We start from the raw sequence: 25,039 nt of genomic DNA on the forward strand, positions 1-25,039 counted from the left end.
CGCCGACGGGCGACGGACCGGCAGACCGGGCGGCGGCGGGGCGACCGGCCGCGTTCCGGTGCCGGAGGCCCAGCTTCCCCGGGCCGCCGACCAGGGCATCCGGCCCGGTGTCGGCGCGACCGACGGCGTCGGCTCCCCCCAGCCGCAGGGCCCGGCCGACGGCGGGTACGGTGCCGGCCGGCACCTGCCCCCACCGCCGGTCTACCGCCCCCCGGGCGCGACCGCCCCGGAGCCGACCGCCGGCCCGATGCACCCCGCGGATCCGTCCGGGCCCGGCGCGGCCACCTCGTCCGGCGGCGCGGCGGACGGCCCGCCGTTCGGCGGTGGCGCGGACGCCCCGCCGCCCGGTGGCCCCGAGCCGGCCCGGCCCCGGCGCCGCCGGGGACTGCTCGCGCTGGCCGGGGTGCTGGTCCTCGGCCTGGCCGCCGCCGGGGTCGCGGTGGTCCGCCCCGGCCCGGTCGCCGGCTGGTTGGGTGACCCGAGCGCCGCGCCGCAGCCGAGCGCCACGCCCGACCCGCCGCCCGTCGCGGTGCTCGCCGCGCCGGACCCGAGCGCCGCGTCGCCGACCCCCGACGGGGTACGCGCCGCGCTGGAGCCGCTGGTCGGCGCGGCGGCCCTGGGCAGCCGGGTCAACCTGTCCGTGACCGACGTGCAGACCGGCGACCTGCTGTACGGGCGGGGCGCCGACGACGGCACCGTGCCGGCCTCGGTCACCAAGCTGGTGACCGCGGTGACGGTGCTCGCCGCCCGGGGCCCGGCGTACCGGATCCCCACCCGGGCGGTGGCCGGCCCGAACCCGGGCGAGGTGGTCATCGTGGGCGGCGGCGACCCGACGCTGGCCGTCGACGACGACGGTTTCTATCCCGGTGCCGCCCGCCTGACCGACCTGGCCGAGCAGGTCCGGCAGGCTCTCGGTGGGGCCGCCCCGACAAAGGTGATCGTCGACGCGACGCTGTACGCGGGGCCGAAGTACGAGCCCGGCTGGGACGCGGACATCCCCACCGGGGGCTACGGCGGCGCGGTCACCGCGCTGATGACCGACGGCGCCCGCCAGGACCCGGCCGCCGCCCGCAAGACCCTGGCCAGCGGCAGCGGTCACGCCGTACGGGTACCCGAGCCCGACCTCACCGCCGGCCGCGCCTTCGCCCGGCTGCTGGGGGTGCCCGACGCCGCCGTGCAGCGGGGCCGTGCCCCGGCGGCGGGCGGGACCGCCACCGGCTCGCCGGCACCCGGCACCGAGCTGGGCACGGTCGAGTCGCCGCCGGTGATCCGGCTGGTCGACATCATGATCAGCGACAGCGACAACCTGGTCGCCGAGGCGCTGGCCCGCCAGGTCGCCCTGGCCCGCGACCAACCCGCCTCGTTCGTCGGCGCGGCGAAGGCCATGGACGAGGTGGTGGCCGAGTTGGGGCTGCCCGCCGACGAACTGGCCCTGGCCGACGCCAGCGGCCTGTCGCGGACCAACCGGATCAGCCCGTCGCTGCTCACCGACCTGATCGCGCTCGCCGGCAACGGCAGCCACCCCGAACTGGCCGCCATCTTCGGTGGCCTGCCGGTGGGTGGCTGGTCCGGCACCCTGCTCGACCGGTACGACTCGGCGGTGACCTCCGCCGGGGCGGGCGTGGTCCGGGCCAAGACCGGCACCCTGACCGGGGTGCACGCCATCGCCGGGCTGGTGACCACCGTCGACGGCCGGCTGCTCAGCTTCGCCGTCCTCACCGACCGGGCCCCGGCGGGCACGACCGACGAGACCCGGGTGGCGCTGGACCGGATCGCCGCCGCGCTCGCCGGCTGCGGCTGCCGCTGACGCCCGCAGCGGAGCCGGCCCGCCGCCCCCGGATTCCCGGCCCTGGCGACACCGCCGCAGGTCGGCACCCGGCCGGGCTTTACCGGCGCGGGTACGGTTGGGGCATGGCGCAGTTCGTGGACTGGGATCTGGCCGCCGCGACGGCGGGGGCGTTGAGCAAGTCCGGCCCCCGGGTGTCGTACGACGAGGCCACCGATGTGGTCGCCGACCTGCGGCGGCTGACCGACGAGGCGGCCGGGCACGTGGCCGACTACACCGGCCTGCGCGCGCAGGTGGCGCACCCACCGGTGCGGGTGGTGGACCGGCGGGACTGGGCGGCGACCAACATCGCGGGGCTGCGTGAGGTGATCACCCCCCTGGTCAACCGGCTCTCCGGTGACAAGCAGCCCGGGGCGCTGACCGAGGCGATCGGCTCCCGGCTGACCGGGGTGCAGGCCGGCACCGTCCTGGCGTACCTCTCCGGGCGGGTCCTCGGGCAGTACGAGGTCTTCTCCGCCGACCCCGGGCAACTGCTCCTGGTCGCGCCGAACATCGTCGAGGTGGAGCGCAAGCTCCAGGCCGACTCCCGGGACTTCCGGCTCTGGGTCTGCCTGCACGAGGTGACCCACCGGACCCAGTTCACCGCCGTACCGTGGATGCGGGCGTACTTCCTCGGTGAGGTGCAGGCGTTCGTGGACGCCTCGCAGAACAGCGAGCACTTCGTGGAGCGGCTGCGCCGGGGTGTGGCCACCCTCGCCGACGCGATCCGCGACCCGGAGAGCCGCACCAGCGTCCTGGACATCGTGCAGACCCCCGCCCAGCGGGCCGTACTGGACCGGCTGACCGCCCTGATGACCCTGCTGGAGGGGCACGCCGAGTTCGTCATGGACGGCGTCGGCCCGGAGGTCATCCCGAGCGTGGAGAGCATCCGCGCGGCGTTCAACCGGCGTCGTGAGTCGGGCAACCCGCTGGAGAAGGCGATTCGCCGGCTGCTCGGCGTCGAGGTCAAGATGCGCCAGTACGCCGAGGGCCGCAAGTTCGTCCACGGGGTGGTCGAGCGGGTCGGCATGCCGGGCTTCAACAAGATCTTCAACTCCCCGCTGACCCTGCCCCGGCTGGAGGAGTTGGGCGACCCCGACGCCTGGGTGGCCCGGGTGCACGGCCCGGTCGGCCCGCTGCCGGCCGCCGGCTGACCCGACCGTCCGTGGCCGCGCTCGCCCCGCCGGTCGCCGCGATCCGGGTGGCGGTCCGCTCGGCCCTGACCGGCGTACCGGCCGGCGGCCCGGTCCTGGTCGCCTGCTCCGGGGGAGCCGACTCGCTCGCCCTCGCCGCGGCCACCGCCTTCGTGGCGCCCCGGCTCGGGCGTACCGCCGGGCTGGTCACGGTCGACCACGGCCTCCAGCCCGGTTCCGCCGAGCGGGCCGCCGAGGTGGCGCGCTGGGCGAACGGGTACGGTCTCGCCCCGGTCGAGGCGGTCCGGGTGACCGTGGCGGGGCGTCCGGGGGGCCCGGAGGCGGCGGCCCGACTGGCCCGGTACGAGGCGCTGGCCGAGGTGGCGCGGCGGCACGGGGCGGTGGCCCTGCTGACCGGGCACACCCGGGACGACCAGGCGGAAACCGTCCTGTTGGCGCTGGCCCGGGGGGCCGGCCCCCGGGGGCTCGCCGCGATGCCGCCCCGACGGGACCTCGACGGCGTACCCCTGCTGCGGCCGTTGCTGTCGGTCGGCCGGGAGCAGACCCGCGCCGCCTGCGCGGTGCTCGACCTGGAGCCGTGGGACGACCCGCACAACGTTGACCCGTCGTACGCCCGCTCCCGGGTGCGGGCGGACGTGCTGCCCGCGCTGGTCCGCGCGCTCGGCCCGGCGGTGGTGGACAACCTGGCCCGGACCGCCCGCCAGCTCGCGGCGGACAACGCCGTGCTCGACGACCTGGCCGCGACCGCGTTGGCCGGGAGCCGGGCGGCCGGCGGCGGTCTGTCCGTGGACGGGCTGGCCGCCCTCGCCCCGGCGGTGCGCACCCGGGCGCTGCACGCGTGGGCCCGGGAACTGGGTGCCCCGTCCGCCGCACTCTCCCACCGGCACGTCGCCGCCCTCGACGCGCTGGTGACCGCGTGGCACGGGCAGGGGGCGGTGCACCTGCCGGGCGCCCTGTGCGTGGTCCGCCGGGCCGGCCGCCTCGTCACCGCCGCACCCTGAGCGACCCGTTCGCGTCGGATGTCCGGCCCGGTCGGGGCCTTCGGGGCCGGATGTCCGGTTCGTCGGGGTGGTCGGGGGCGCCGGCCGGTCGGAATGGCTGGTGGGGTGGGGTCGTTATACCTGGCGTACGACCGAGCAGGGCACCGCTCCTCGCCTGGTGGGGCGCGGGGTCGGGTCGCCGGAATGATGGTGGCCGGCCGGTCGTTGTACATGGTTCCGGCGTGGTGAGCCGCCCCCGTTGAGTTCCCGCGCTGGTCTTTTCCACTTCAGTGAGCGCCCCTGACGGTGCTCGTGCGCCCGCGTCCCCTGGTGTGGGTGTCGATCCCCCGAATGGAGCTGGTCATGAACTCGATCATTCGTAGGAGTGTGCTGGGTGTTGCTGGTCTGGCTGTCGCCGGTGGTCTGGCGGCGGGTCCGCTGAACCATCAGGACGCGGCCCCGGTGACCGGGCTGGGCGCTGTCGCGGTGCAGGAGAGCGCGCCGGACACGGCGACGCTGCTGCCGCACGGTGAGCCGGCGGGTCAGTCGCGGATCGACCTGAACGACGAGCAGGTGGCGAACACGAAGGCGATCATCGCGGCGACGAAGAAGGCCGGGATGGACGAGCGGGCCGCTGTCGTGGCGATCGCCACGGCGTTGCAGGAGTCGAAGTTGGAGAACCTGGGTCATCTGGGTGACCGCAACGACCACGACTCGCAGGGCCTGTTCCAGCAGCGCCCGTCGTCGGGTTGGGGCACGGTGGAGCAGATCACCGACCCGGAGTACTCGACCCTGGCGTTCCTGAAGGGTCTGAAGCAGGTCGACGGCTGGGAGGACATGCCGCTGACCGTGGCCGCGCAGACGGTGCAGGTGTCGGCGTTCCCGAACCACTACGCGCAGTGGGAGAAGCAGGCCGCCGACCTGGTCGCCGAGCACTGGAAGAGCTGATCATCCGCCGGCCGGTACCCCACCCGGGGTGCCGGCCGGCTTCGTCGTGCCCGGCGGGCCAACCTGCTGCCGCGCGTCGGCGCCGGCCGGCGGCGAGCAGCAGGCGTCCCGGCCTCAGCCGGCGTGCAGGCGGTCGCGGAACGTGCTCCGGTAGCTGTTCGGGGTGGCGCCCACCCGGCGGGTGAAGTGGTGCCGCAACGTGGCCGCGTCACCGAAACCGGCCCGGTCGGCGACGTTCTCCACGGTCAGCCGGGTCTCCTCCAGCAGCCGCCGGGCCAGCAGCACCCGCTGGTTGGTCAGCCAGTCGTGCGGGGTGGTCCCGGTCTCGGCCCGGAACCGGCGGGCGAAGGTGCGCGCGGACATCCCGGCCCGCGCCGCCAGGTCGTCGACGGTGACCGGGCGGTCCAGGTGCCCCATCAGCCACTGCAGCACCGGCTCCAGGGTCGGCGCCTCGGGCGTCGTCGGGATCGGCGCCTCGATGTACTGCGCCTGCCCACCGTCGCGGTGCGGCGGGACGACCATCCGGCGGGCCAGCCGGGTGGCCACCGCCGAGCCGTACTCCTCGCGGACCAGGTGCAGGCAGGCGTCGATGCCGGCGGCGGTACCGGCGCTGGTGAGCAGCCTGCCGTCCGCCACGTAGAGGGAGTTGACCCGGATCCGGGCCCGGGGATGCCGGCGCTGCAACTCGTCGACGTGCCGCCAGTGGGTGGTGCACTCCCGGTCGTCGAGGAGCCCGGCCGCGCCGAGCACGAAGGCCCCCGCGCAGACGCTCATCACGTACGCCCCCCGGTCCGCGGCGGCACGCAGGGCCTCCAGGACCGCGTCGGGGATCGGCGTCCCCTCGGCGTGGGCGGGCACGGCGACCAGGTCCGCGTCCGCGACCGCCCCCAGGTCGGTGTGCGGGACGAGGGCGAATCCGGACTTCGTCCGCACCGGGGCGCCGTCGGCGGTGCAGACCGTGAACCGGTGGGTGGGGAAGCCGTCCTCGCTGCGGTCGGTGCCGAAGATCTCGGCGAGCACGCCCAGCTCGAAGACGGCGACGTTGTCGAGCGCGATGACGGCCACCGAGTGGAGCATGTGACGAGGGTAACCCGGGCGCTGGCAGGATTTCTAGGTCGGGTGGCATTCCTGCCACTGTTCGGTGGGATCGGCCCGGCGCAGACTGGATTCAGTCCGGTGCGCACCGGCGGCGAAATCGAGAGCAGTCACGCGAAAGCGAGCGCCGCCATGGAGATCCTGTTCTTTCTCTTCCTGTTTCTCGCCCTCGCCGCCGCCTCGGCGGCGGGGCTGACCGTGGACAGCCGCGACTCGGCGGACTGGCGGTCGACCGACGAGGGCCGCCGGCTCCGCCCCGGGGCCTGCTGACCGGAATGTGGGCTTCTGTTCCTGATGTCCCGGCGGGGTTGCGGTAAAAGCAGCGGCCCCGCCGACGGAGGCCCACCGGCGTACGGCAGGCTAGGAGCATGGCTGACGGCTCCTGGTACGACGCCGACATCGACCACGTGATCATTTCCGAGGCACAGATCCGCGAGAAGACCGCAGAACTGGCCAAGCAGGTTTCGGTGGACTACGCCGGAGCGACCGACGCGCTGCTGCTCGTCTGCGTTCTCAAGGGCGCGGTCATGTTCATGGCCGACTTCGCCCGCGCGCTCGGGCGGCACGGCCCGCCGGCCGAGTTGGAGTTCATGGCCGTCTCCTCGTACGGCCAGGGCACCTCCTCCTCCGGGGTGGTCCGCATCCTCAAGGACCTGGACCGGGACATCGCCGGCCGGCACGTGGTGGTCGTCGAGGACATCGTCGACTCCGGGCTGACGCTCAACTGGCTGCTGCGGTACCTGGAGTCCCGGTCGGCGGCGAGCGTCGAGGTGGTGGCGCTGTTCCGCAAGCCCGACGCGGTGAAGGTGCCGGTCCCGGTGAAGTACGTCGGCTTCGACATCCCCACCGAGTTCGTCGTCGGGTACGGCCTCGACTTCGGTGAGCGTTACCGCGAACTGCCGTACGTCGGTGTCCTGAAGCCGGACGTCTACGCCCGTAGCTGAATCGGCGGGTCCGGTTCCGGGCCCCGCCGCGCCGTCCGGTCGGCCGATCCGGTGCCGGCGACCGCCCGGTGGGGGCGGGACCGCGTCCGGTTCGCGTCCGTCTAGCGGACGTACAGCACACTTTCAGCCGACCCGGCTACCGTAGGTGTCGGTGGCGTGGAGGTGGCTCCGCGCCCGGCCCTCCGCCCCGCGTGACCGGGCGGGCGGGTGGCCGGAGCGGATCTCCCCGCCACGCCGGCCTTCCGCCGGTGCACCAGCCCGCGTCCGGGCGGGGTCACGGCTTCGTCCGTCGGCTCCGGCGGGCGGGGGCGCGTCCGCGAGACGACCCTCGCGTCCGGTGCTGTCGCTCCCCTGCGAGCAGCCCCGAAACGCTCACACCTCGCGTGCACGGTGTACCGTCGAATGACCGCAGCGCGGCAGTTTCGTGCTTCGGGGTCGAGGCCGGCCCGCACGGCGGCTCCGGCGAGCCGCCCCGGCGGCGACACCATCAGACGGTCAGGACGTCGATCAGGAGGATGCGGGCGTCTCGGCGCTCGACGACAGCATGGAACGTACGCGTTTCTTCCGCCGACCGGTGGTCTGGATCATCCTGGTCATCCTCGGCGCCGTTGTGCTCAGTCAGCTCTTCACCGCTGGGCCCAGCTACCACCGGGTGGACACCACCGTTGCGCTGGACCAGCTCAACACTGCGAAGATCGATAAGGTCGTCTACCAGGACAAGGAACAGACGATCCGGCTGGACCTGGCCGAGGAGGCCGAGTTCGGGGACACCACCACCAAGCTGATCGAGGCCCAGTTCCCGTACGAGGCCGGCCAGCAGGTGTGGAACCAGGTCCTCGAGGCCAAGGCCGCCAACCGGGTCACCGGCCCGGCCGACGTCGAGGTGTCGTCGGACAGCATCTGGGTGAGCCTGCTGGTCAACCTGCTGCCGATCGCGCTGCTCGTGCTGCTGCTGCTGTTCTTCATGTCGCAGATGCAGGGCGGCGGCTCCCGGGTGCTCAACTTCGGCAAGTCCAAGGCCAAGATGATCACCAAGGACACGCCGAAGACCACCTTCGCCGACGTGGCCGGCTCCGACGAGGCCGTCGAGGAACTGCACGAGATCAAGGACTTCCTGCAGAACCCGGCGAAGTACCAGGCCCTCGGCGCGAAGATCCCCAAGGGTGTGCTGCTGTTCGGTCCGCCCGGTACGGGTAAGACCCTGCTCGCCCGCGCGGTCGCTGGTGAGGCCGGGGTGCCGTTCTACTCGATCTCCGGCTCCGACTTCGTCGAGATGTTCGTCGGTGTCGGCGCGAGCCGGGTCCGGGACCTCTTCGAGCAGGCCAAGGCGAACGCCCCGGCGATCGTCTTCGTCGACGAGATCGACGCCGTCGGCCGGCACCGTGGCGCCGGCATGGGCGGTGGCCACGACGAGCGCGAGCAGACGCTCAACCAGCTCCTCGTCGAGATGGACGGCTTCGACGTCAAGGGCGGCGTCATCCTGATCGCCGCCACCAACCGGCCGGACATCCTCGACCCGGCGCTGCTGCGCCCCGGCCGGTTCGACCGGCAGATCCCGGTGGACGCCCCCGACATGGAGGGCCGCAAGGCCATCCTGCGGGTGCACGCCAAGGGCAAGCCGTTCACGCCCGACGTCGACCTCGACGCGGTGGCCCGGCGGACCCCCGGCTTCAGCGGTGCCGATCTGGCCAACGTGATCAACGAGGCCGCGCTGCTCACCGCCCGCAAGGACCAGCGGGCGATCAGCAACGACTCCCTGGAGGAGTCGATCGACCGGGTGATCGCCGGCCCGCAGCGCCGGACCCGGGTGATGGGCGACCAGGAGAAGAAGATCACCGCGTACCACGAGGGTGGGCACGCGCTGGTCGCCTGGGCGTTGCCGCACGCGGCACCGGTGCACAAGGTGACGATCCTGTCCCGGGGCCGGTCGCTGGGGCACACCCTGGTCCTGCCGACCGAGGACAAGTACACCCAGACCCGGGCCGAGATGATCGACACCCTGGCGTACGCGCTGGGCGGCCGGGCCGCGGAGGAACTGGTCTTCCACGAGCCGACCACGGGTGCCGGCAACGACATCGAGAAGGCCACCCAACTGGCCCGCGCGATGATCACCCAGTACGGCATGAGCTCCAAGCTCGGTGCGATCAAGTACGGCACCAGCGGCGACGAGCCGTTCCTCGGTCGCAACATGGGCCACGAGCGGGACTACTCCGACTCGGTGGCCGCCGAGATCGACGCCGAGATGCGCGCCCTGATCGAGCTGGCCCACGACGAGGCCTGGGAGATCCTGGTGGAGTACCGGGACGTGCTGGACAACATGGTCCTGGAGCTGATGGAGAAGGAGACCCTCTCCACGGCTGACATGGCCCGGATCTGCGAGCGGGTGGTGAAGCGTCCGCCGATGGCCCCGTACAACGGGTTCGGCAAGCGGCAGCCCTCCACCGAGCCGCCGGTGCTGACGCCCGCCGAGAAGGACGCGCTGAAGGCACAGGCCCAGGCCGACGGCGCGCAGGCCACGGTCGGCGGTGGTGGGAACACCTCGTCGAACAGCTCGGACGGCCCGCACTGAACACCGACGACACGGCGGCCGGACCCGGACAGCCGGGGCCGGCCGCCGCCGACTCTGCCACCGAGCCCGGCGACGACGGGCTGGACTACATCGCCGCCCGGCTGATCAACGGCAAGCTCACCGGGCGTCCGGTCGAGGAGGCCATCGACCTGACCCGGATCGAGAAGGCGGTCCGCGAGATCCTCATCGCGGTCGGCGAGAACCCCGACCGGGACGGCCTCGTGCAGACCCCGGCCCGGGTGGCCCGCGCGTACGCCGAACTCTTCGCCGGGCTGCGGGTCGACCCCGCCAAGGTGCTCACCACCACCTTCGAGGCCAACCACGAAGAGTTGGTGCTGGTCCGGGACATCGACGTGATGAGCCTCTGCGAGCACCACCTGCTCCCGTTCCGGGGCAGCGCGCACATCGGGTACATTCCCGGCCCGGACGGCCGGATCACCGGCCTGTCCAAGCTGGCCCGGCTGGTCGAGGTCTTCGCCCGCCGGCCCCAGGTGCAGGAGCGGCTCACCTCCCAGATCGCCGACCTGCTGATGGAGAGCCTCGCGCCGCGCGGCGTGGTGGTGGTGCTCCAGTGCGAGCACATGTGCATGGCGATGCGGGGCATCCAGAAGAGCGGCGCCCAGACCATCACCTCGGCCGTCCGGGGCAGCCTCCAGCACGACGCGAAGTCACGGGCCGAGGCGATGGCGTTGATCATCCCCCGCTGAGCCGGTTGCTCGTCCCGCACCTCCGGCCCGCCCCGGCGCACCGCGCCGGGGCGGGCCGTTCGCTGCGGCTCGACGGTCGCCTCGGGCGGCTCAGGGACGCGCCGGTGGGGGTGTCGGTTCGGCAGGTCGGGGGCTGGGGTCAATCGACGGGCGGCTCGGGTCAGCCGGCCAGCATCACCAGGAGCAGGCCGGCGGTGGTCAGGACCGCCGGGACCAGACAGACCAGCGCCCCGAAGCGGGGGGTGCGGTCCAGGCGCCCATCCGGTCCGGGGCGCACCAGTCGGCCGAGGCCGACCCAGCCGGCGAGGAAGGCCACCGCCGGCATCGGCACCCCACCGAGCAGTGCCGCCACGGTCACCGGGCCGGGGCCCGCCACCAGGTGGAGCACCACCTGGAGCACCGGTACGAGCAGCGCCAACGGCCCGTACACGACCAGGTTGCGGAGTCGGACCGGCCACCGGTCCAGCCGGAACAGCCCCGGTGAGTCCAGTACCGCCTCGCCGTCCGTCACCCAGCCCCGCGCCGCCCGCAGCGCCGTCAGCACGGCCGCCGGCCCGCTCGACATCGTTCGGGTGGCCGCACTCACCTCGGGCGGCGACGGTTGCAGCGACATCGCCGGTACCCCCAGCTCCCGGAGCCGGACCTGCTGGGCGGTGAGTCTCGTGCGGACCTCGGCCAACTCCTCCCGGGCGGCCTGCACCCCGCGGTGCTGCTCGCCGGCGGCGGTGGCGGCGCTGCGGCGTACCGCGTCGAGTTGCCGGGCGGCGGCGAGGTAGGCCGTCCAGGCGGCGGCCACCGGCTCGGCGTCGGACTCCACCCGCTCCTCGGGCCCGTCCGGCTCAGGCCGGTCGGGAGTGTTTTCGGCGTCGACCCGGGATGTGGGGGTGGCCGGCACGCTCTGCCCGGGGTCCGAGGCACCGTGGCCCTCGGACCGGACCGCCCCGCCGGGACGCGCCTCCCGCTGCGGCTCCCGTGCCGGCACAGGGGCGGGGTCGAGCTGGTCGCGGGGTGCCGGGGCCGGCTGGTCCCGCGACGTGGTCGGCTGCGGGTCGCCGGCGCCCGGCCGGGCGGGAGCAGGCACCGTCCGCATGTCACCCGGTGGGCTCACGTCTGGTCCTCCTCGTCCTCGTCCTCGACGGCGAACGGCACCAGGACCCGGCCCTGCTCGCCCGGCCCGTCCCAGAGCACCGCCCGGGCCGGTCGGGGCCGCCACTGGACCGGCCGGCCGAAGACCCCGGCAAGCTGTGCGCCCGGCACGTCGACCGCCACCACGGCAGCGAGCTTGTCGACCTCCCCTTCCGGCTCCAGCAGCGCGGCGAACGACGGGGTCGTCCGCCACCAGCCGAGCAGATGGGTACCGGCCGGCGGCCCGTCGAGCAGCAGCGCCCGCACCCGTTCGCGGGGCAGTTCCTCGGCCGGGACGGCGTCCAGCCCGAAGACCACCAGGACGGTGGGTCCCTCGGCCGCCACCGGCCCCGTCCCGTCCCTCGCCGGCGGCCCGGTCGGGGCCGCTCCCGTCCCCGGCCGTCGCGCTGCGGCCGGGGAAAGCTGAACCTGTGCCGGCGTTCCGGCCTGGAGCTGTGTCGGCGTCCCGGCCTGGGCCTGTGCCGGCGTCCCGGACTGGAGTTCCGCAGGCGTTCCGGACTGAAGCTCCGTCGGCGTGTCGGACCGGGTGGAGCGGTCGGGCCGCCCGGGGTGTGTCTCCTCCGGGGTCCCGAGGAAGGGCAGGTGCGCCAGGCCCGAGCGGTCCACCGTGGTCACGGCGTGCTGCCCGGCCAGCTCCGCCGCCAGTCGTCCGGCCACCGGGGCGGCCTCGTCCACCAGGCAGGCGACGACGAACCGGGCGGTACCCGGAGGATGGTGGGCGGCCGTGGCGCGCGCCGCCGTGGCCAGGAGCCGGGCCGCCGGCAGCCCCGGGCCCAGGACGGCGAGGTTACGTCCGGTCGACGGGCCCAGCGGCACCGCGACCGTGGACCGTGCGACGTCCACCGCCCGCCCCAGCAGCGCGGCCGGACCGGATGCCCGCCCCAGCAGGGCAGCCCGGTAACAGGGGTCGTTGCGCAGCAGCGGGCGGGCGTACCCGGCGAAGACCAGCGGCGGCGACGACCCGTCCGGCCGGGCCTCCCAGAGCGTACGGCGCAACTCCTCCACCGTGGTCGGGGCGTCCTCCGGGTCCGGGAAGCGGACCATCCGCTCGTGACCCCGGGTCGCGCCCTGCGGGCCACCCAGCCCACCGGCGGTGTTCACCACGGCGCTGCCCACCGGCAGTCCGGCTGCGGCGTCGTTGCTGGACTCCAGCACCGCGCCGCCCCCGGGCAGGGCCACCCGGACCGGGAACTGCCCGAGCATCGAGTCGCGTGAACCCGACCCGGTGCCCAGCCCCAGGTCGTCCTCCCCGGCCAGCAGCAGGTGGACCCCGTACGCCCGGCCGGCGCGGGCCAGCGCGTCCAGGCTGGCCAGCGCGGTCGCGCCGAGCCCGTCCCGGCTCCGCGTGGCGGTGGTCGGGGTGGCCCGGTCCCGCGACCGCCCCGCCCCGGACCGGTCCGCCGGTGCGCCGGGCAGCAGCGTGCCGCCCGGCGACACCTCCGCCGACCTCGCCCGGCCCGGCTCACCGAAGAGCACCTGAAGGTTGTCGACCACACAGACGATCCGGGGCAGCGCCAGGTGCTCCCGCAGGTCGGCGAAGCGCTGCCCGCCGGTGAGCGCGGCCACCTCCGCGCGACGGCGCACCTCGGTCGCCAGCGCGTCGAACAGGTCCAGGACGTACTCCCGGTCGGCCGCCATCGCGGCAGAGCGGACCTGGGGGATCCAGGTCCGGTCCCGTTCGGTCTGGAGGAACTCCACGAACGCCTCACCCGGACCGAGGTCCGCCAGGTGCAGGGTCAGCTCCTCGGGGCCGTACCGGGCGGCGAGCCCGAGCAGCACGTTGGTCAGGAAGGCCGAGCGCCCGGCGGCCGAGCGGCCACTGACCAGCCAGTGCGGAGTCAACTCGGTGAAACCCACCGGCACCGCCCGCCCCCCGGCGTCGCCCACCGTCGTGCTGAGCCCCGCCGCCGAGTCCGCCGCCCACCGCTGCGCCCCGGGCTCCGGCAACAGGTCCGCCAGGGACAACCGGGTACCCGCCTCGACCTGCTCGGCGAGGTGCCGGCAGACCGTCTCCACCAACTCGGCCGGCGGATCCTCGGCGAGGAAGACGGGCGCGTTCAGGCCCCCCGCCGACCCGTCGCCCACCCCGCCGAACGAGGCCCCGGGCGGGTCACCGACCAGCGCGTACGCGTTGCGTACCGTCACCGGGGTGGCGTGCGGCAGCGGGTCCCGGCCGGTACCGGGCCAGCCGGCCAGTACCAGGTGCAGCCCGGCCGACGGCCCGGAACGGGCCAGCGCCGCCAACCGGGCCAGCTCGGCGTCGCCGGTCCCGGCCGGGAACGCCGACACCACGAGCAGCAGCGTACGGTCCCGCCGCCGGGGTCGGGCGGCGTCGGGCGCCACCCACTGCTCCGCCTCGCCCAGCACCCCCCGCAGCCCCGCGAGGTCGAGCGCGGGCGGCGGCAGCGGCCCGGCGTCGGCCAGCGCGCCGAAGGGTGCGAACACCTCCCCGCCTCCCGTCCCGTCCACGGCCCGGACCAGCAGGCAGCCGGCCGGGGTGGCGGCGAAGAGCCGGAGCAGCACGGCGCGGAGCAGCCCGGCCACCCGGGCGTCCCGGGCATCCGCGTCCACGGTCAGATGACCGGAGCCGAGCAGGGGCACCAGTGCGGGGAAGCGCGCGTCGTCCAGCGGGGCCGCCGTACCGACCACGACGAAGGAGGGCGGGACCTCGTCCGGGGGCGTCTGCGCGGTCAACGTCTCCAGGGGCGCTCCCGCCCAGCCGGGAGCGAGGATCGTGGCCGCCGACCGGAGCCGGTCCGCGAGTTCGTACTGGCGGCGCTGGTCGGCCGGTACCGGCCGGGTCTCGTCCAGGACGTCGGAGGCAGCGGCGGCGGTGGCGGCGGCCCGCCGGTGCAGGGCGGCTGCGCGGCCCGTACGTGCCCTCGGAACGGCCACCGCCTCCACCCCTCTTCCCGAGGTCGGCAAACTCCCTCCCCGACCAGGCACCGTATCCCAGGCAGAGCCGGACATCCGGGATGCGCCCCGGCGCTGCGCCGTCGTTGTCGTGGATCGTGGGAAACTCTCACCAACCGGGTTCGGTGGCTCACGATCCGCAGCATCCGGGGCATTGGGTACGAGGCGTCCAACCGATAGCCTCAGGGGGTGGAATCAGTGCAGCCCCCCGCCGGTTCCCAGGTGTCCCGCGTACCGGCGCAACGGACCCCACCCGACCAGGCCACGCCCCCGCCGCCCGCCCCGCAGTCATCGCCGCCACGGCGTAGGGGTGGCGGTCCGGTCGTCGCTCTGGTGATCGGGATGCTCGCCCTGCTCGCCGTCGGCGGAGCCGCCACCGGCTACCTCCTGTACGACCGGGCCACCGCCCCCGACCGCAGCGCCCCCGACGTGGTCGTGGACAACTACCTACGCGCCTTCCTCGTCGAACGAAACGACACCAAGGCCAACGTCTTCGCCTGCGAGCGTGACGCGGATCTGGCGGCTGTTCGTCTGTTGCGTGAGGAGATGGAAAGCCGGGAGGCGAACTTCAATGTCAGGGTCGCTGTCACCTGGGGGCCGCTAGCCGCAGCCGAGGCAGGTGAAAGACGAAGCGTGGCGACGACTTTGACTGTATCGAGCTCGGCAAACGGTGAATCGCGTAGTAGTCGACGTGAGGACTGGCAGTTTGAGGTTGTAAACGACACGGCGGGATGGCGTGTCTGCGGCGGGCACAAAGTCGGCTAGTGCCTCGTCATGCAGCCTTTAACGGGTAATCCGGGTGGCGGATCTTGGAGCCGGTGGCGAATCCGGTCTTGGGTCGGGCGCGTTGGTTGCGCCAGCGGATGTAGTCGCCGAGGGCGGCGTCCTGCTCGGCGTGGGTGCGATGGTCGGTGCCGTTGAGGGCGAAGTACCGCACGGCGGCGAACTCGGCCTCGATCCAGTTCAGCCACGAGGCATACGTGGGTAGGAACACCAGGTCGACGCGGTTGGCGGCGCACCAGGCGCGGACCTCGGGGTGCTTGTGCGGCGAGAAGTTGTCCAGGATGAGATACAGCTTCTGGTCGGGCCAGCGGGCGCGCAGGGTCTTGAGGAAGGCCAGGAACTCCCGCCAGCGTTTGCGGTCGCGGATGCGGTAGTGCAGCTTGCCGGTAGCCAGGTCCAGGGCGGCGATCATGTGCCGTACGCCCTGGTCGCGGGTGTAGGTGGCCCGTAGTCGCACCGGGTGTGCGACGGGTCGCCAGGCCCGTCCGGGGCGGGGTTGCAGATTCAACGGCCCGAACTCGTCAACGCAGAGCACCCTGCCGTCGGCGGGTGGATGGTCGTAGAGGTCCAGAATCCGGCGCATCTTCGAGGTGAAGTCGGGGTCGGTGCTGGCCTTCCACGTCTTGGTGGCCTGCCACGTCACCCCGCGTTCGTGCAGGACACGGCGCACGGTCTCGACGCTGATCGTCGTGACATAGCCGGCGGCGGTGAGGTAGTCGCGCAGCTTGGCCAACGACCAGCAGGAGAACGGTTGGCCGAGGAAGCGGGGGTCGCACCGGGCGATGACACAGATCCAGTCGCGGGTCTGCTCATCGATCCGTCTCGGTGCGCCCCCGCTCCATTTTGGGGACAGGGCGTCGAACCCCCGCTCGTTGAACGCGTGGATCACATCGCGCACGTAGTCGTCGGTCACCGTCAGCAGGTGGGCGATGTCCGGGGCTGGCTACCCCTGGGCGGACATCAGCACCACGATCGCCCGCCGCAGCTTCACCGGGTCCCTTGCGGTCCTGGTGATCTTCTGCAACCGCTGACCCTCGGCCATCGACACCTGTCGGACGAACACCTCCGGCCGTCTGCCCACCGGCCATCACCTCCCACCACGAGTGCTGGGAGACAGCCTGCCCGATCCATCCTCAGAAACCGACGGATTACCCGTTCGACGTTCCAAGACGAGGCACTAGAAGCTCCTATTCGATCCAGAGGAGGTGTACGGGGACCTCCAGGGTGGTGGGGGGTTGGCCGCGCCAGGCCCAGCGGTACCACTCCAACTCCGGTGTGACCCGCACGCAGATGTCCCCGTCGGTGCCCGAGAAGGTCTCGGTGACCGCGCGGAGGTCCCGCCGCTCGGTACCGTCTTCCATGTGCACCACCCGGCGCCCGACGACCGAGTCGGTCTCGAAGACCGGTGTTGGTGCCCGGTGCGACGGCGCGTCGAGCGAGACGAGGCGCAGGCCCGGCTCGACTTGTGGAACGACGAACTCCGGTGCCGTGGCCACCCGCTCTACCCAGACCCGCTCGACCGGGATGAGCGGAGCGAACACCTCGACCTGCTCGGACTCGGCGCGGTACCACTCATGTTCGGGGATCACCGGGACGTAGGTGCGGCTGCTCTGGACGACCCGTTCGTCCGCCCGCAGGTCGCCGCGCCAGCCCAGGCCGGGCAGCCCGATCGAGACCCGCCGCCCGCGGAGTTCCACCCCGCCGGTCGCCGGCACGATCTCGATCGGCTTCGGCGGCTGCGGAGCCCAGTCCGGCTGGTCGGCGAAGGGGTCGGGCAGGGGACCGGTCATCGCTGCCAGCGTCTCATGCGGCCCCCTTCAACGGGGCACCCCGTTCCCGCATGAAGGGCACCGGGTCGATGGCGCCGGCGCTGGAGCGGTCCGAGCGGACGTGCACCTCGAAGTGCAGGTGGGGACCGGAGGAGTTTCCGCTGCTGCCCACCTTGCCGATCACCTGGCCGGCCTTGACGTACTGGCCGACCCGGACGTCGGGACGTTCGACCAGGTGGCAGTAGCGGGTGATGTGCCCACCGGCGTGCAGGATGTCGACGAACCACCCGCAGCCACCCTTGTTCGGCCAGCCGTCGACGTCACAGGTGAGTCGTCCGGCGTTGTCCGGGTCGCAGCGGGACACGATCACCCGTCCGGCGGACGCGGCCCGGATCAGGACGCCCTTCGGGGCCGCGATGTCCACGCCGTTGTGGCTGGGCCGTTGACTGGTGCGGAATCCGGAGCCGACGCCGCCCGGGATGGGGGCGGTCCAGCCCGAGGCGGCGATCTGCCCCTTCGACGCGGCGTCGCAGACGTTTTTGTCCGCCATGCGAACGGTGCGTGCGGCACCGCCGGCGAGAAGGTCGACGATGCGGCTCGCCGTCTCCTCGTGCTTGGCGTAGGCATCCGGGAAGGCGCTGATCTGCACCATCTGCGCGGCGTTGGTCAGCGACCGCTTCTCCCAGTCCGGCACCTTGACGAGCTTCTCGTAGAACTTCCGGGCCGAGTAGGAGGGGTTCATCCGCTGGGCGACCGTGCCCCAGCCGGGGCGCTGCTGGAACAGGCCCACGGAGTCGTGATCGCTGCCGACGGCCTCGTGCGGGATGGCCAGGGACTCGGGAACGGTGGAGTTGGCGTAGTTCTTCAGGCCGGACTCCTGGATGGCCGTGGCGATGGCGATCACCCAACCGCGTGCCGGCACCTTCATGTCCTGGCCGACCTTGATGATGATGGCCGCGTTGCGCATCTGTCGCTCGCCGTACCCGAACGTCCGCGGCATCGAGCCGGTCACGTCGGGAACCTTGTGGTCGGGGCTACAACCCGACATCGAGTTTGCCAGTGGGTCGTCCGAGTCGCCGCCGAGCTCGGTGAGGAAGAAGGCCCCGGCCCCGCCCGTGCAGCAGAGCAGAGCCAGCGTCGCGGTCAGCGCCGCGGCCAGCGCGCCGAGCCGGAGCGAACGGCGGGGAGTGCCCGCACCCGAGGTCTCGTCACTCATCCCCGCTCCCAGTCCACCGCGTCCACCAACCACCGGCCCTTCGGTGCCACCAGTTCGAGCCGGAGCTGTCCAGCGTCGAGCGGTACCAGCACCTCGACGAAGGTCTCGTTCTGCGGTCGCAGCGTGGGCTGGCCCGTGACCCGGCCGGCCGGTACCGCTTCCGGCTCGACGCCGGCCATCTTCTCGATCAGGGCGGGCGTGGACAGCGGACGCAGCCCGGCGTGCCACTGTTCTGCGGTGATGCCCTGCGTGCCGAGCCAGGCGGTGGTGAACCTGCCGGCGATCTGTTCCGGTGTCGACTCGCCCGGACTGGTCACGGGTGCGGGAGGTGACGGGGTGTAGATGGCACCGTCGTCACCGAACTCCGGATCCACCGTGCTGATCGGCCCGGCCGGTCCACCGGTCAGCCCGGAGTCGGCCCCCGTCACGCCCGCGGTCAGCCGGGCCGCCCCGATCACCCCGATCACGAGGACGGCGATGGCCAACGCGATGCCCGCGCGCGACCTCAACACCCGGGTGAACAGGAACTCCACCGCACGCTTCATCGTTCTCACCGGGCCTCGGAGCGCACCCGGGGTGCCGGAGTGGCGGGCGTACGGTCAGCGGAGCCCGGCCGGTAGATCGCGTACGAGGGCGGCTCCGCCGGCACGTCGGGCTCCGTCCAGGCCGCGGGCTGCCGACGGCGGGGGCGGGGCGCGGTGGTGGGCCGCTTCGACTGCTGCTTCTCGGGCTCGGCGGTCTCCTGCGGCCGTTCCCTGCCGTCAGGGCGTTGCCGCTCCGGCTGGGGGGTGCCGGAGTGGACCGGATCCTCCAGCCGGGCCTCCGGGCGGAGGGTCTTCTGCTCGACCACGACCGTCCGCCGCCGGCCACCGGCCGGTTCGGCCGTGCCGCCGGGCTCGGCCACGTCCAGCCGCGCGGCGGTACGCATGTCCCGGAAGAACCGGCGGTGCCAGGATCCGGCCGAACTGACCGCCTCGCTACTGTCCTTGCCGCCGAGTTGGGTGATCCGACGGTAGGGGCGCAGCAACAGCCATCCGACGACGCCGCAGAGCCAGACCAGCACCACCTGGAGCCAGCCCGGCAGGGTGGGGGTACTCATGATCAGGTCGACCGCGAACAGGTAGATGGCGGCTCCGGTGCCGAAGATGGCGATGTTGAACACGGCCGCGACCACCGCGTTGCCCAGTCGCCGGAGCCCGGCGCTCGCCGGTCGCATCAGGCCGATCGTGCCCAGGATCGGTGCGGCGATCACCGCCCATCGGAAGATCAGGAAACCGAGCAGCACCAGCAGCGAGGCGGTGAGGTCGAACATCGCGAAGAGGAGCGCGGCGAGCACCGCGATGAATCCAGCGCCGACCCGGTCCATGTCCCGCGTGCCCTGCAGGTACTCGAACGCTTCCGGGTCCTCGGTCTTGATCTGCTGGGCGACCGTCATCCACTGTTGCTGCTTGGCCTTGACGGTCGCGTCACGCGTCCGGGGGTTGGCGCGGAGCTTCTCCGCCTCCTCCCAGGACAGGGACTTCGCGTCGTACAGGGCCCGGCCGTACTTCTTCGCGGTCTCACTGTCCGCCGAGCCGAGCATGCCACGCAGCCAGTTCCGGTAGAGCATCGCCTCGGTGGCCGTGTCACTCGCCCGAACCGCAGGTGGCCGATTGTCCCTACATGCCTGTGGGTTGGGGTCGTCGCACTGATCGGGTGGTGTGTCGCGTGCTGCGGGGCCGACTGCGTCGTGCACCACGCCCAGGGTGGTGACCAGGGTGCCGTCGGCGATGTTGGCCGACTTCACCGGCCACGCCGCCAGCGCGGTCACCGCCACCATCACCAACAGGGCCCAACCGGCCGTGGTCATGGCGTTGCTCATGTCCGACTGCCGGGAACGCCACAGCAGGTAGAGGCCGACGACGCAGAGCGTGATGATGCCGAAGACACTGAAGACCTTCTGGTAGACGGCCTTGGTGGCCTGGTCGACCAGCGGATCCGCCCAGCCCCACATCGAGCCCGGGTCCCACGCCCGCTCGCGGAGCGCGTTCGAGGCGCCGATGATGGCCGTCGCCACCATGAACTCGCCGTTGGCGATCGTGTTGGTGAACTTGTAGTCCGGGTGCAGCACGGCGGTGGCGCAGCCGGTGTCGATGTCGTACGTCGTGTAGCTGTAGCCGGCGTAGCCGTAGTCGCTGTAGATGCCCTTCGGGCCGGGCTCCTTCGCCGAGTCGGGTCGGCCGGCGAACCAGCCGGCGAGCCCGGAGTCCGGAGTGGTGGGGGTGGGGGGTTTCCGACAGGTCACCTCCGATTCGGCAACCTGCTGGAGGCGCCCGACGCAGGCGCGGAAGTCGGCCTGCCATTCCTCGGTGGTGCACAGGTCGGCGGCTGCCTGTCGAGCGCTCACCGGGGCGGCGGACGCCGGGGCGGAATTGAGTACGGGCCAGGAGACTGTGGCTCCGGCCAGTACGCCGAACGTGAGGAGGAGCGCCGCGATCCGTGCCCGGGCCCTCGCCATGTCACGCCTCCAGGTCAGACAGGACGGTGGGTAGGTTCCCGCCGGTGGCGACGGCCGTCGGTGTGGTGTCGAGGTGGTCGAGGAGACCCTCGACGTACGAGACGTCCACCCGGACCTTCTGCACCCGGCCGTCGACGTCGCGCATCACGAACTCCCGGAACCCGAGCCGGGCGGCCGAGGTGGCGTCGGCGGTCGACAGCGAGGCGAGGGTGGCCTCGTACCCGTCGTTGACCGGGACCCGCAGCAGGCGCAGCGCCTCGGTGGCGATCTCGGCGTCCTCGGCGATCCGGCCGACGAAGACGGTGGAGACCAGGTTCTGCACGTCGAGGCCGAGGATGTCCCGTGGGTTCTGCGAGGCGACGAGGGCGGCGAGGTTCCACTTGCGGGAGTCACGGGCGAGTCGCACCAGGAAGGACCGACCGGAGCGCCAGCCCTCCATGAAGTGCGCCTCGTCCAGGCCGACCAGCTTGCGGGAGGACATCGAGCCGCCGTAGCAGCGCCGGACGGCCAGCCGGTGTGCGGTGTGCAGCATCGGCAGGGCGAGGGCCTCCTCCGCCGACCAGTACTCACGTTCGATCTTGAGGTCGGGGAGCCGCAGGCCGGCCATGGTGATGACGGTCAGCGCGGCGTCCGGGCCGAGCAGGCCCTCCGGTGGCCGGCCGAAGAAGAGCATCGCCAGGGGCATCTCGGCGGTGTCCAGCAGCAGGTTGGCCAGTTCCCGTCCGGCGTCGTCGTCGAGCTGGCCGAGGCAGCTCACCACGTCGTCGAGGGTGGAGGTCTCCTCGGCCGGCACCTGGCGGGCGGCGTGCCGGAACAGGGTGGCGGTGGAGGCCTCCCGGGCCACCTGCGGCGGCACCAGCATCATGCAGATGTCCTGGACCAGCATCCGGCGTTCGGCCCGGGCGTTGGAGACGGCGATCTCGTACTCCCGGTCGCCGCCCGCGCCGGCGGCGAACTCGCTGCGCAGCGGCGTCGGGATCAGCGAGTACGGCGCGAGGGTGCCGTGCTCGGAGCCGGTCAGGTTCAGCACCCGGGCGTACGGCCGCAGTTCGGGCATCGCGCAGAGGCGGGCCAGCGGGCCGGACGGGTCGAGCAGGGTCACCTGCACCCCGCGTCGGGCGGCGAGGTAGCCGAGCGCGCCGAGCAGGGTCGACTTGCCACCGCCCGGCTCGGCGACGAAGACGGCGAGGCCGGAGCGTTCCCGGACCTCCATCGGGAAGTGCAGGTCGAGGAAGACCGGACGACGGCAGGTACCGGCGGTCCGGCCGATGAGGTCGCCCCGCCGGTCACCGACGGTGGAGGCGGCCTGGGGCAGGGCGGCGGCGAGCAGGTTGACCGGCATCCGGCGGACGTAGCCGGTGTTGGCGATCGGCTCGCCGGGGATGAACTCGCGGGCCAGCCAGTCCTGGTTCTTCGGGTGCTGCAGGGAGACCCGGAGCTCCCGGGAGTAGAGCTGGATCAGCCGGCGGGCCCGCTCCAGGCACTCCTCGCGGGTCCGGCCGCCGACGGCGATCCGGTGCCAGCCGTGCGCGCGGGCCGAGTCCACCGGCAGGCCGGTGGTCATCTCGTCACCGATCACCAGGGCCCGCTTCGCCAGCCGCTCCAGCTCCGGCGGGGCGTCGATGCCGTGCTCGGCGTAGTCGAGCTGCTGGGACCGGATCATCCGGAGCCGGTGTTCGAGGTTCCGGAAGGAGTCGGCGGAGCCGAGGATGTCGACCCGGGTGGAGATCTCCATCGGCCACGGCAGCCGCTCGTGGAAGTGCAGCCACGGCTCGTGCCGCTCGGGGATCTCCAGCGGCTCCATCCGTCCCACCGCCAGCACGGCCACGTGCCGTTCCTCGCCGGTCATCCGGTTGACCAGCTTCACGGTCGAGCCGTACGGGGTGCGGTACCGCTCCACCTGCTCCGTGAGGGCGAGCAGGTCGCCGCGTTCCCACCGGCCGTCGGTGATCGGGGAGAGGGCGCCCGGGGGTGCCATGCAGAGCGCCACCGAACGGTAGAGCAGCCACTCCAGCTCCTGGGTGGTGACCCGCCGGCCACGCATGCCGAACGCGCCCAGCACCTCGTCGAACTGCTCGACGGTACGGCCGAGCCGGCGGCGTTCCCCCTCGGCCACGCCCCGGCCGAAGGCGCTCAGCAGCCGTTCGGTGAGGGAGTCGCCGAGTGACCGGCGGGCGAAGGTGACGCCGAGGTAGGTCTGCCCCTCGGCGTGGTTCACCGAGAGCAGGTGCCGCTGCGCGGCCACCAGGTGGTCGGCCCAGCCGGGGGTGCCCGCCACGTCGGGCAGCGGGGACGCGGTGTGCGTGTCGATGGTGCGGGCCCACTCGTCGGCGGGGAACGGCCGGGTGGTGCGGCGCAGGTGCAGCCGGAAGCCGGCCAGGCCGGCGTACTGCTCGGAGATCGCGGAGAGCAGGGCCTCGCGTTCGGCGTCGGGCCGGAAGGCCCAGCGCACCTCGGGCAGCCAGTACCAGGCGGTGACGGTGTTCGGGGTGAAGGTCAGGTGCCCGGCGATCTCGGTGATCGCCAGTTCGGCGGCCGGGTCGCGGTCGCCGAACTTGAACTTCGGAGGCTTGATCCGGCGGGGCTTGATCGGCCGGTCCCGCCGCTCCGGCGCGCGGGCCTGCTCCTGGGCGGAGCGCTGCCGGGGCGGGGTCACCTCACGGGTGGCGGGCGGTACGGCCTCGACCGGCGGAGCACCCGCGGGGGGCACGGCGGGCACCTCGCGGTACGGGACGGCGGGCGTCTCGCGGAGGCTGGCGGCGGGCGTCTCCCGGTAGGCGGGGCCGGCGCTGGACGCCTCCCGGAGGCCGGGGGCGGGCGCCGGGTGGGCAGGGGGGCCGGGGGGCGCCGCGCGGTCCCGTGCGGTGGGGGTGTCGGTCCGTCGCTCCGGCCCGACGTCGTCGCCGGCCGGTGCGAGGGTGGGCGTGGCCGCCGGTGGGCGCGGGCTGGGCAGCCGGTCGCCGACCTGGTGCGGCACCCGGGGGGCGGCCGGTGGCGTGGCCGGCTCGGCCACCGTGAAGGTCTCGATGGCGGGCGGCGGTGGCAGGTCGGCGACGGGCCGTCCGGTGGCCGGTGGGCTGGTGGGCTCGGCCGGGGCCGCTGCGGCGGTGGGCTGGTGCGGGATGACCGGCGGGTGCTCCCGGTCGACGACGCGGCCCGGCCCGGCCAGGGCGGGTGGCTGTTCGCGCTCGACCACCCGGCCCGGCCCGGCGAGGGCGGGCGGCTGCTCCCGCTCGACCACGCGCCCGGGACCGGCGATGGCCGCCCGGGGCAGCCGGGGCCGGGTGGCGCCGAACAGGTCGAGGAAGGGCGAGTCGATGTCCGCGTCGGCGACCGGCGGGGCCGGCTCGGCCGAGGGGCGCGGGGCGCGCTGGGGCGCGGGGCGGGGGGCCTGGAAGACGCCGACACCGCCCTGCCCGGGGCTGGTCGCCAGGGCCGGGTCGAGGGTCGGCTCGTCCAGTTCCTCGGTGGGCTGGTAGTCGAACGATCGCGCACGGTTACCGGCTGGTGCGGCGCGGTGTCCGGCCGGGTAGCCCGGCGTGGAGGGGCGGTTCATGCTGCTGCCTCACCCGCTTCGTTCAACCGCCGCGACGGCGTACGCCCGGTCATGCCAGCTCCTCCCGGATCCTGATCCGGCTCGCGACCAGGCGAGGATCGCGCTGCTCGGCGGCCGGCTCCCGGGTCCGCCGCCAGTCGGTCAGCGCGGTGCGGATCACCATGCGCGCCGGCCGGTCCGGATCGACGTACCGGAAGATGAACGAGGTGGTCACGATCGCGAGCGCGATCTCCCAGGCCGGGAAGAGCTCGACGGTGAACGTGAACAGCCAGTGGATGAACATGTAGAGGGGAACGAGCAGCATGAAGAGGCCGTACTGGGCGTACGGCAGGTGAACGGGAAGGGTGTATCCGGGCGGCCCGAGGTAGACCAGGCGGGCCCGGTAGATGTCGTCGTCGGTGCGCAGCCGCATGTCCTGCCCGCGCCTATTCGAAGATCAGGTCGATCAGGTAATCACCGACGAAGAAGAGCGTGGCGGCGCCGGCGATGAAGGCCAGCCCGACGATCGCGATGGCGGAGCTGGTCAGCACCTTGGAGATCTCGCCCCGGCTGGCTCGCCCGATGAAGATGACGCCGAGCACGGCCAGCAGGATCGGTGCGATCTTGCTGGCGAAGAAGCCGACGACACCCTCGGTGTCGATGCCCTTGGGCGCCGGCTCGGGTGCGGCGAGTGGAGTCGACGCCAAAGCGTGGAGCGTCTGGGCGACGCCGGAGGACGCCGTCTCCAAGAGCTCGATGGCGATCACTGGAACCTCCCCAAATCGCGGCCGGCGTGCCGCGGCGGTGCGGTGGTTGTGCCGGGCGGGAACGATGGTCGCTGCGCGCAGCGTCGTGGACCCTGCGTGGATCGTTCACCACGGAGAGTGGCGAACTTTGGGCGGTTTGCTCCCGCTTCGGCCCTCCCTCCGGGCTTCGCCGTCTCGCTGCTGGGCAATTC

At 73.2% G+C, this 25,039-nt stretch carries 21 protein-coding genes; 9 read left to right on the forward strand and 12 right to left on the reverse strand.

Annotated features, from left to right (window positions below; genetic code table 11):
- Positions 1 to 247: 247 nt before the first annotated feature.
- The 4 genes from dacB to ACQUFX_RS28225 all read left to right on the forward strand — a co-directional run bounded on the left by dacB (position 248) and on the right by ACQUFX_RS28225 (position 4,907).
- The gene (dacB, locus tag ACQUFX_RS28210; RefSeq protein ID WP_428967106.1) at positions 248 to 1,807 is read left to right on the forward strand and encodes a D-alanyl-D-alanine carboxypeptidase/D-alanyl-D-alanine endopeptidase; all 1,560 of its coding nucleotides are present in this window, start codon (positions 248 to 250) and stop codon (positions 1,805 to 1,807) included.
- Positions 1,808 to 1,911: 104 nt separating this feature from the next.
- Positions 1,912 to 2,979: a zinc-dependent metalloprotease gene (locus tag ACQUFX_RS28215; RefSeq protein WP_428963236.1), complete on the forward strand. Its 1,068-nt coding sequence runs from the start codon at positions 1,912 to 1,914 to the stop codon at positions 2,977 to 2,979.
- Between the two features lie 11 nt (positions 2,980 to 2,990).
- A complete protein-coding gene (gene tilS / locus ACQUFX_RS28220; RefSeq protein WP_428963237.1) occupies positions 2,991 to 3,980 on the forward strand; it encodes a tRNA lysidine(34) synthetase TilS in 990 nt (329 codons plus the stop codon).
- Between the two features lie 342 nt (positions 3,981 to 4,322).
- Positions 4,323 to 4,907 (forward strand): hypothetical protein, encoded by a 585-nt coding sequence (locus ACQUFX_RS28225; protein ID WP_428967107.1) that lies wholly within the window; start codon positions 4,323 to 4,325, stop codon positions 4,905 to 4,907.
- A gap of 114 nt (positions 4,908 to 5,021) precedes the next feature.
- Here the strand turns inward: ACQUFX_RS28225 and ACQUFX_RS28230 are convergent, their stop codons facing one another.
- Complete coding sequence (locus ACQUFX_RS28230; RefSeq protein WP_428963238.1) at positions 5,022 to 5,984, reverse strand: GlxA family transcriptional regulator; 963 nt, start codon at positions 5,982 to 5,984, stop codon at positions 5,022 to 5,024.
- 42 nt (positions 5,985 to 6,026) lie between these two features.
- Between ACQUFX_RS28230 and ACQUFX_RS28235 the strand changes: the two genes are divergently transcribed.
- The 4 genes from ACQUFX_RS28235 to folE all read left to right on the forward strand — a co-directional run bounded on the left by ACQUFX_RS28235 (position 6,027) and on the right by folE (position 10,222).
- A complete protein-coding gene (locus ACQUFX_RS28235; protein ID WP_428963239.1) occupies positions 6,027 to 6,272 on the forward strand; it encodes a hypothetical protein in 246 nt (81 codons plus the stop codon).
- A 98-nt stretch (positions 6,273 to 6,370) separates the two neighbouring features.
- Positions 6,371 to 6,946, forward strand: coding sequence for a hypoxanthine phosphoribosyltransferase (hpt, locus tag ACQUFX_RS28240; RefSeq protein WP_067369720.1), 576 nt, complete (start codon positions 6,371 to 6,373; stop codon positions 6,944 to 6,946).
- Positions 6,947 to 7,490: 544 nt separating this feature from the next.
- The gene (ftsH, locus tag ACQUFX_RS28245) at positions 7,491 to 9,515 is read left to right on the forward strand and encodes an ATP-dependent zinc metalloprotease FtsH (RefSeq protein WP_428963240.1); all 2,025 of its coding nucleotides are present in this window, start codon (positions 7,491 to 7,493) and stop codon (positions 9,513 to 9,515) included.
- Positions 9,516 to 9,604: 89 nt separating this feature from the next.
- On the forward strand, positions 9,605 to 10,222 hold the full coding sequence (gene folE, locus ACQUFX_RS28250; RefSeq protein ID WP_067369714.1) for a GTP cyclohydrolase I FolE: 618 nt from the start codon (positions 9,605 to 9,607) through the stop codon (positions 10,220 to 10,222).
- A gap of 160 nt (positions 10,223 to 10,382) precedes the next feature.
- Here folE and ACQUFX_RS28255 read toward each other — a convergent pair whose 3' ends face one another.
- Complete coding sequence (locus ACQUFX_RS28255) at positions 10,383 to 11,330, reverse strand: hypothetical protein (RefSeq protein ID WP_428963241.1); 948 nt, start codon at positions 11,328 to 11,330, stop codon at positions 10,383 to 10,385.
- Positions 11,327 to 14,272, reverse strand: coding sequence for an FtsK/SpoIIIE domain-containing protein (locus ACQUFX_RS28260; RefSeq protein WP_428963242.1), 2,946 nt, complete (start codon positions 14,270 to 14,272; stop codon positions 11,327 to 11,329). The genes ACQUFX_RS28255 and ACQUFX_RS28260 overlap by 4 nt, the downstream gene beginning before the upstream one ends.
- A 351-nt stretch (positions 14,273 to 14,623) precedes the next feature.
- Between ACQUFX_RS28260 and ACQUFX_RS28265 the strand changes: the two genes are divergently transcribed.
- A complete protein-coding gene (locus tag ACQUFX_RS28265) occupies positions 14,624 to 15,046 on the forward strand; it encodes a hypothetical protein (protein ID WP_428963243.1) in 423 nt (140 codons plus the stop codon).
- Between the two features lie 7 nt (positions 15,047 to 15,053).
- Here ACQUFX_RS28265 and ACQUFX_RS28270 read toward each other — a convergent pair whose 3' ends face one another.
- The 9 genes from ACQUFX_RS28270 to ACQUFX_RS28310 form a co-directional block, all read right to left on the reverse strand.
- Positions 15,054 to 15,977, reverse strand: coding sequence for an IS630 family transposase (locus ACQUFX_RS28270; RefSeq protein ID WP_428963244.1), 924 nt, complete (start codon positions 15,975 to 15,977; stop codon positions 15,054 to 15,056).
- A gap of 30 nt (positions 15,978 to 16,007) precedes the next feature.
- Positions 16,008 to 16,145 (reverse strand): hypothetical protein, encoded by a 138-nt coding sequence (locus ACQUFX_RS28275; protein WP_428962625.1) that lies wholly within the window; start codon positions 16,143 to 16,145, stop codon positions 16,008 to 16,010.
- A gap of 106 nt (positions 16,146 to 16,251) precedes the next feature.
- On the reverse strand, positions 16,252 to 16,854 hold the full coding sequence (locus ACQUFX_RS28280; protein ID WP_428963245.1) for a hypothetical protein: 603 nt from the start codon (positions 16,852 to 16,854) through the stop codon (positions 16,252 to 16,254).
- 13 nt (positions 16,855 to 16,867) lie between these two features.
- The gene (locus ACQUFX_RS28285; RefSeq protein WP_428963246.1) at positions 16,868 to 18,049 is read right to left on the reverse strand and encodes a M23 family metallopeptidase; all 1,182 of its coding nucleotides are present in this window, start codon (positions 18,047 to 18,049) and stop codon (positions 16,868 to 16,870) included.
- Positions 18,046 to 18,594, reverse strand: a complete 549-nt coding sequence (locus ACQUFX_RS28290) for a hypothetical protein (RefSeq protein ID WP_428963247.1) — start codon at positions 18,592 to 18,594, stop codon at positions 18,046 to 18,048. Before ACQUFX_RS28290 ends, ACQUFX_RS28285 begins: the two co-directional genes overlap by 4 nt.
- 5 nt (positions 18,595 to 18,599) lie before the next feature.
- Entirely contained in the window at positions 18,600 to 20,546 is a 1,947-nt protein-coding gene (locus tag ACQUFX_RS28295) for an MFS transporter (RefSeq protein ID WP_428963248.1), read from the reverse strand.
- Between the two features lies 1 nt (position 20,547).
- Positions 20,548 to 24,102, reverse strand: coding sequence for an ATP-binding protein (locus ACQUFX_RS28300; protein ID WP_428963249.1), 3,555 nt, complete (start codon positions 24,100 to 24,102; stop codon positions 20,548 to 20,550).
- Between the two features lie 49 nt (positions 24,103 to 24,151).
- Positions 24,152 to 24,514, reverse strand: coding sequence for a hypothetical protein (locus tag ACQUFX_RS28305; RefSeq protein WP_067369692.1), 363 nt, complete (start codon positions 24,512 to 24,514; stop codon positions 24,152 to 24,154).
- 13 nt (positions 24,515 to 24,527) lie between these two features.
- Positions 24,528 to 24,848: a hypothetical protein gene (locus ACQUFX_RS28310; RefSeq protein WP_428963250.1), complete on the reverse strand. Its 321-nt coding sequence runs from the start codon at positions 24,846 to 24,848 to the stop codon at positions 24,528 to 24,530.
- Positions 24,849 to 25,039 lie beyond the last annotated feature (191 nt).

The sequence above is a fragment of the Micromonospora fluostatini genome (assembly GCF_050410825.1).
Classification (GTDB): Bacteria; Actinomycetota; Actinomycetes; order Mycobacteriales; family Micromonosporaceae; genus Micromonospora; species Micromonospora rosaria.

Bases quoted from the DNA above. Each gene is read 5' to 3' on its own strand.
- ACQUFX_RS28230 (WP_428963238.1), bottom strand. From the start codon at position 5,984: ATGCTCCACTCGGTGGCCGTCATCGCGCTCGACAACGTCGCCGTCTTC.
- ACQUFX_RS28265 (WP_428963243.1), top strand. From the start codon at position 14,624: ATGCTCGCCCTGCTCGCCGTCGGCGGAGCCGCCACCGGCTACCTCCTG.
- ACQUFX_RS28280 (WP_428963245.1), bottom strand. From the start codon at position 16,854: ATGACCGGTCCCCTGCCCGACCCCTTCGCCGACCAGCCGGACTGGGCT.
- ACQUFX_RS28295 (WP_428963248.1), bottom strand. From the start codon at position 20,546: ATGGCGAGGGCCCGGGCACGGATCGCGGCGCTCCTCCTCACGTTCGGC.
- ACQUFX_RS28285 (WP_428963246.1), bottom strand. From the start codon at position 18,049: ATGAGTGACGAGACCTCGGGTGCGGGCACTCCCCGCCGTTCGCTCCGG.
- hpt (WP_067369720.1), top strand. From the start codon at position 6,371: ATGGCTGACGGCTCCTGGTACGACGCCGACATCGACCACGTGATCATT.
- ACQUFX_RS28225 (WP_428967107.1), top strand. From the start codon at position 4,323: ATGAACTCGATCATTCGTAGGAGTGTGCTGGGTGTTGCTGGTCTGGCT.
- ACQUFX_RS28300 (WP_428963249.1), bottom strand. From the start codon at position 24,102: ATGAACCGCCCCTCCACGCCGGGCTACCCGGCCGGACACCGCGCCGCA.
- ACQUFX_RS28305 (WP_067369692.1), bottom strand. From the start codon at position 24,514: ATGCGGCTGCGCACCGACGACGACATCTACCGGGCCCGCCTGGTCTAC.
- ftsH (WP_428963240.1), top strand. From the start codon at position 7,491: ATGGAACGTACGCGTTTCTTCCGCCGACCGGTGGTCTGGATCATCCTG.
- ACQUFX_RS28290 (WP_428963247.1), bottom strand. From the start codon at position 18,594: ATGAAGCGTGCGGTGGAGTTCCTGTTCACCCGGGTGTTGAGGTCGCGC.
- ACQUFX_RS28215 (WP_428963236.1), top strand. From the start codon at position 1,912: ATGGCGCAGTTCGTGGACTGGGATCTGGCCGCCGCGACGGCGGGGGCG.
- dacB (WP_428967106.1), top strand. From the start codon at position 248: ATGCACCCCGCGGATCCGTCCGGGCCCGGCGCGGCCACCTCGTCCGGC.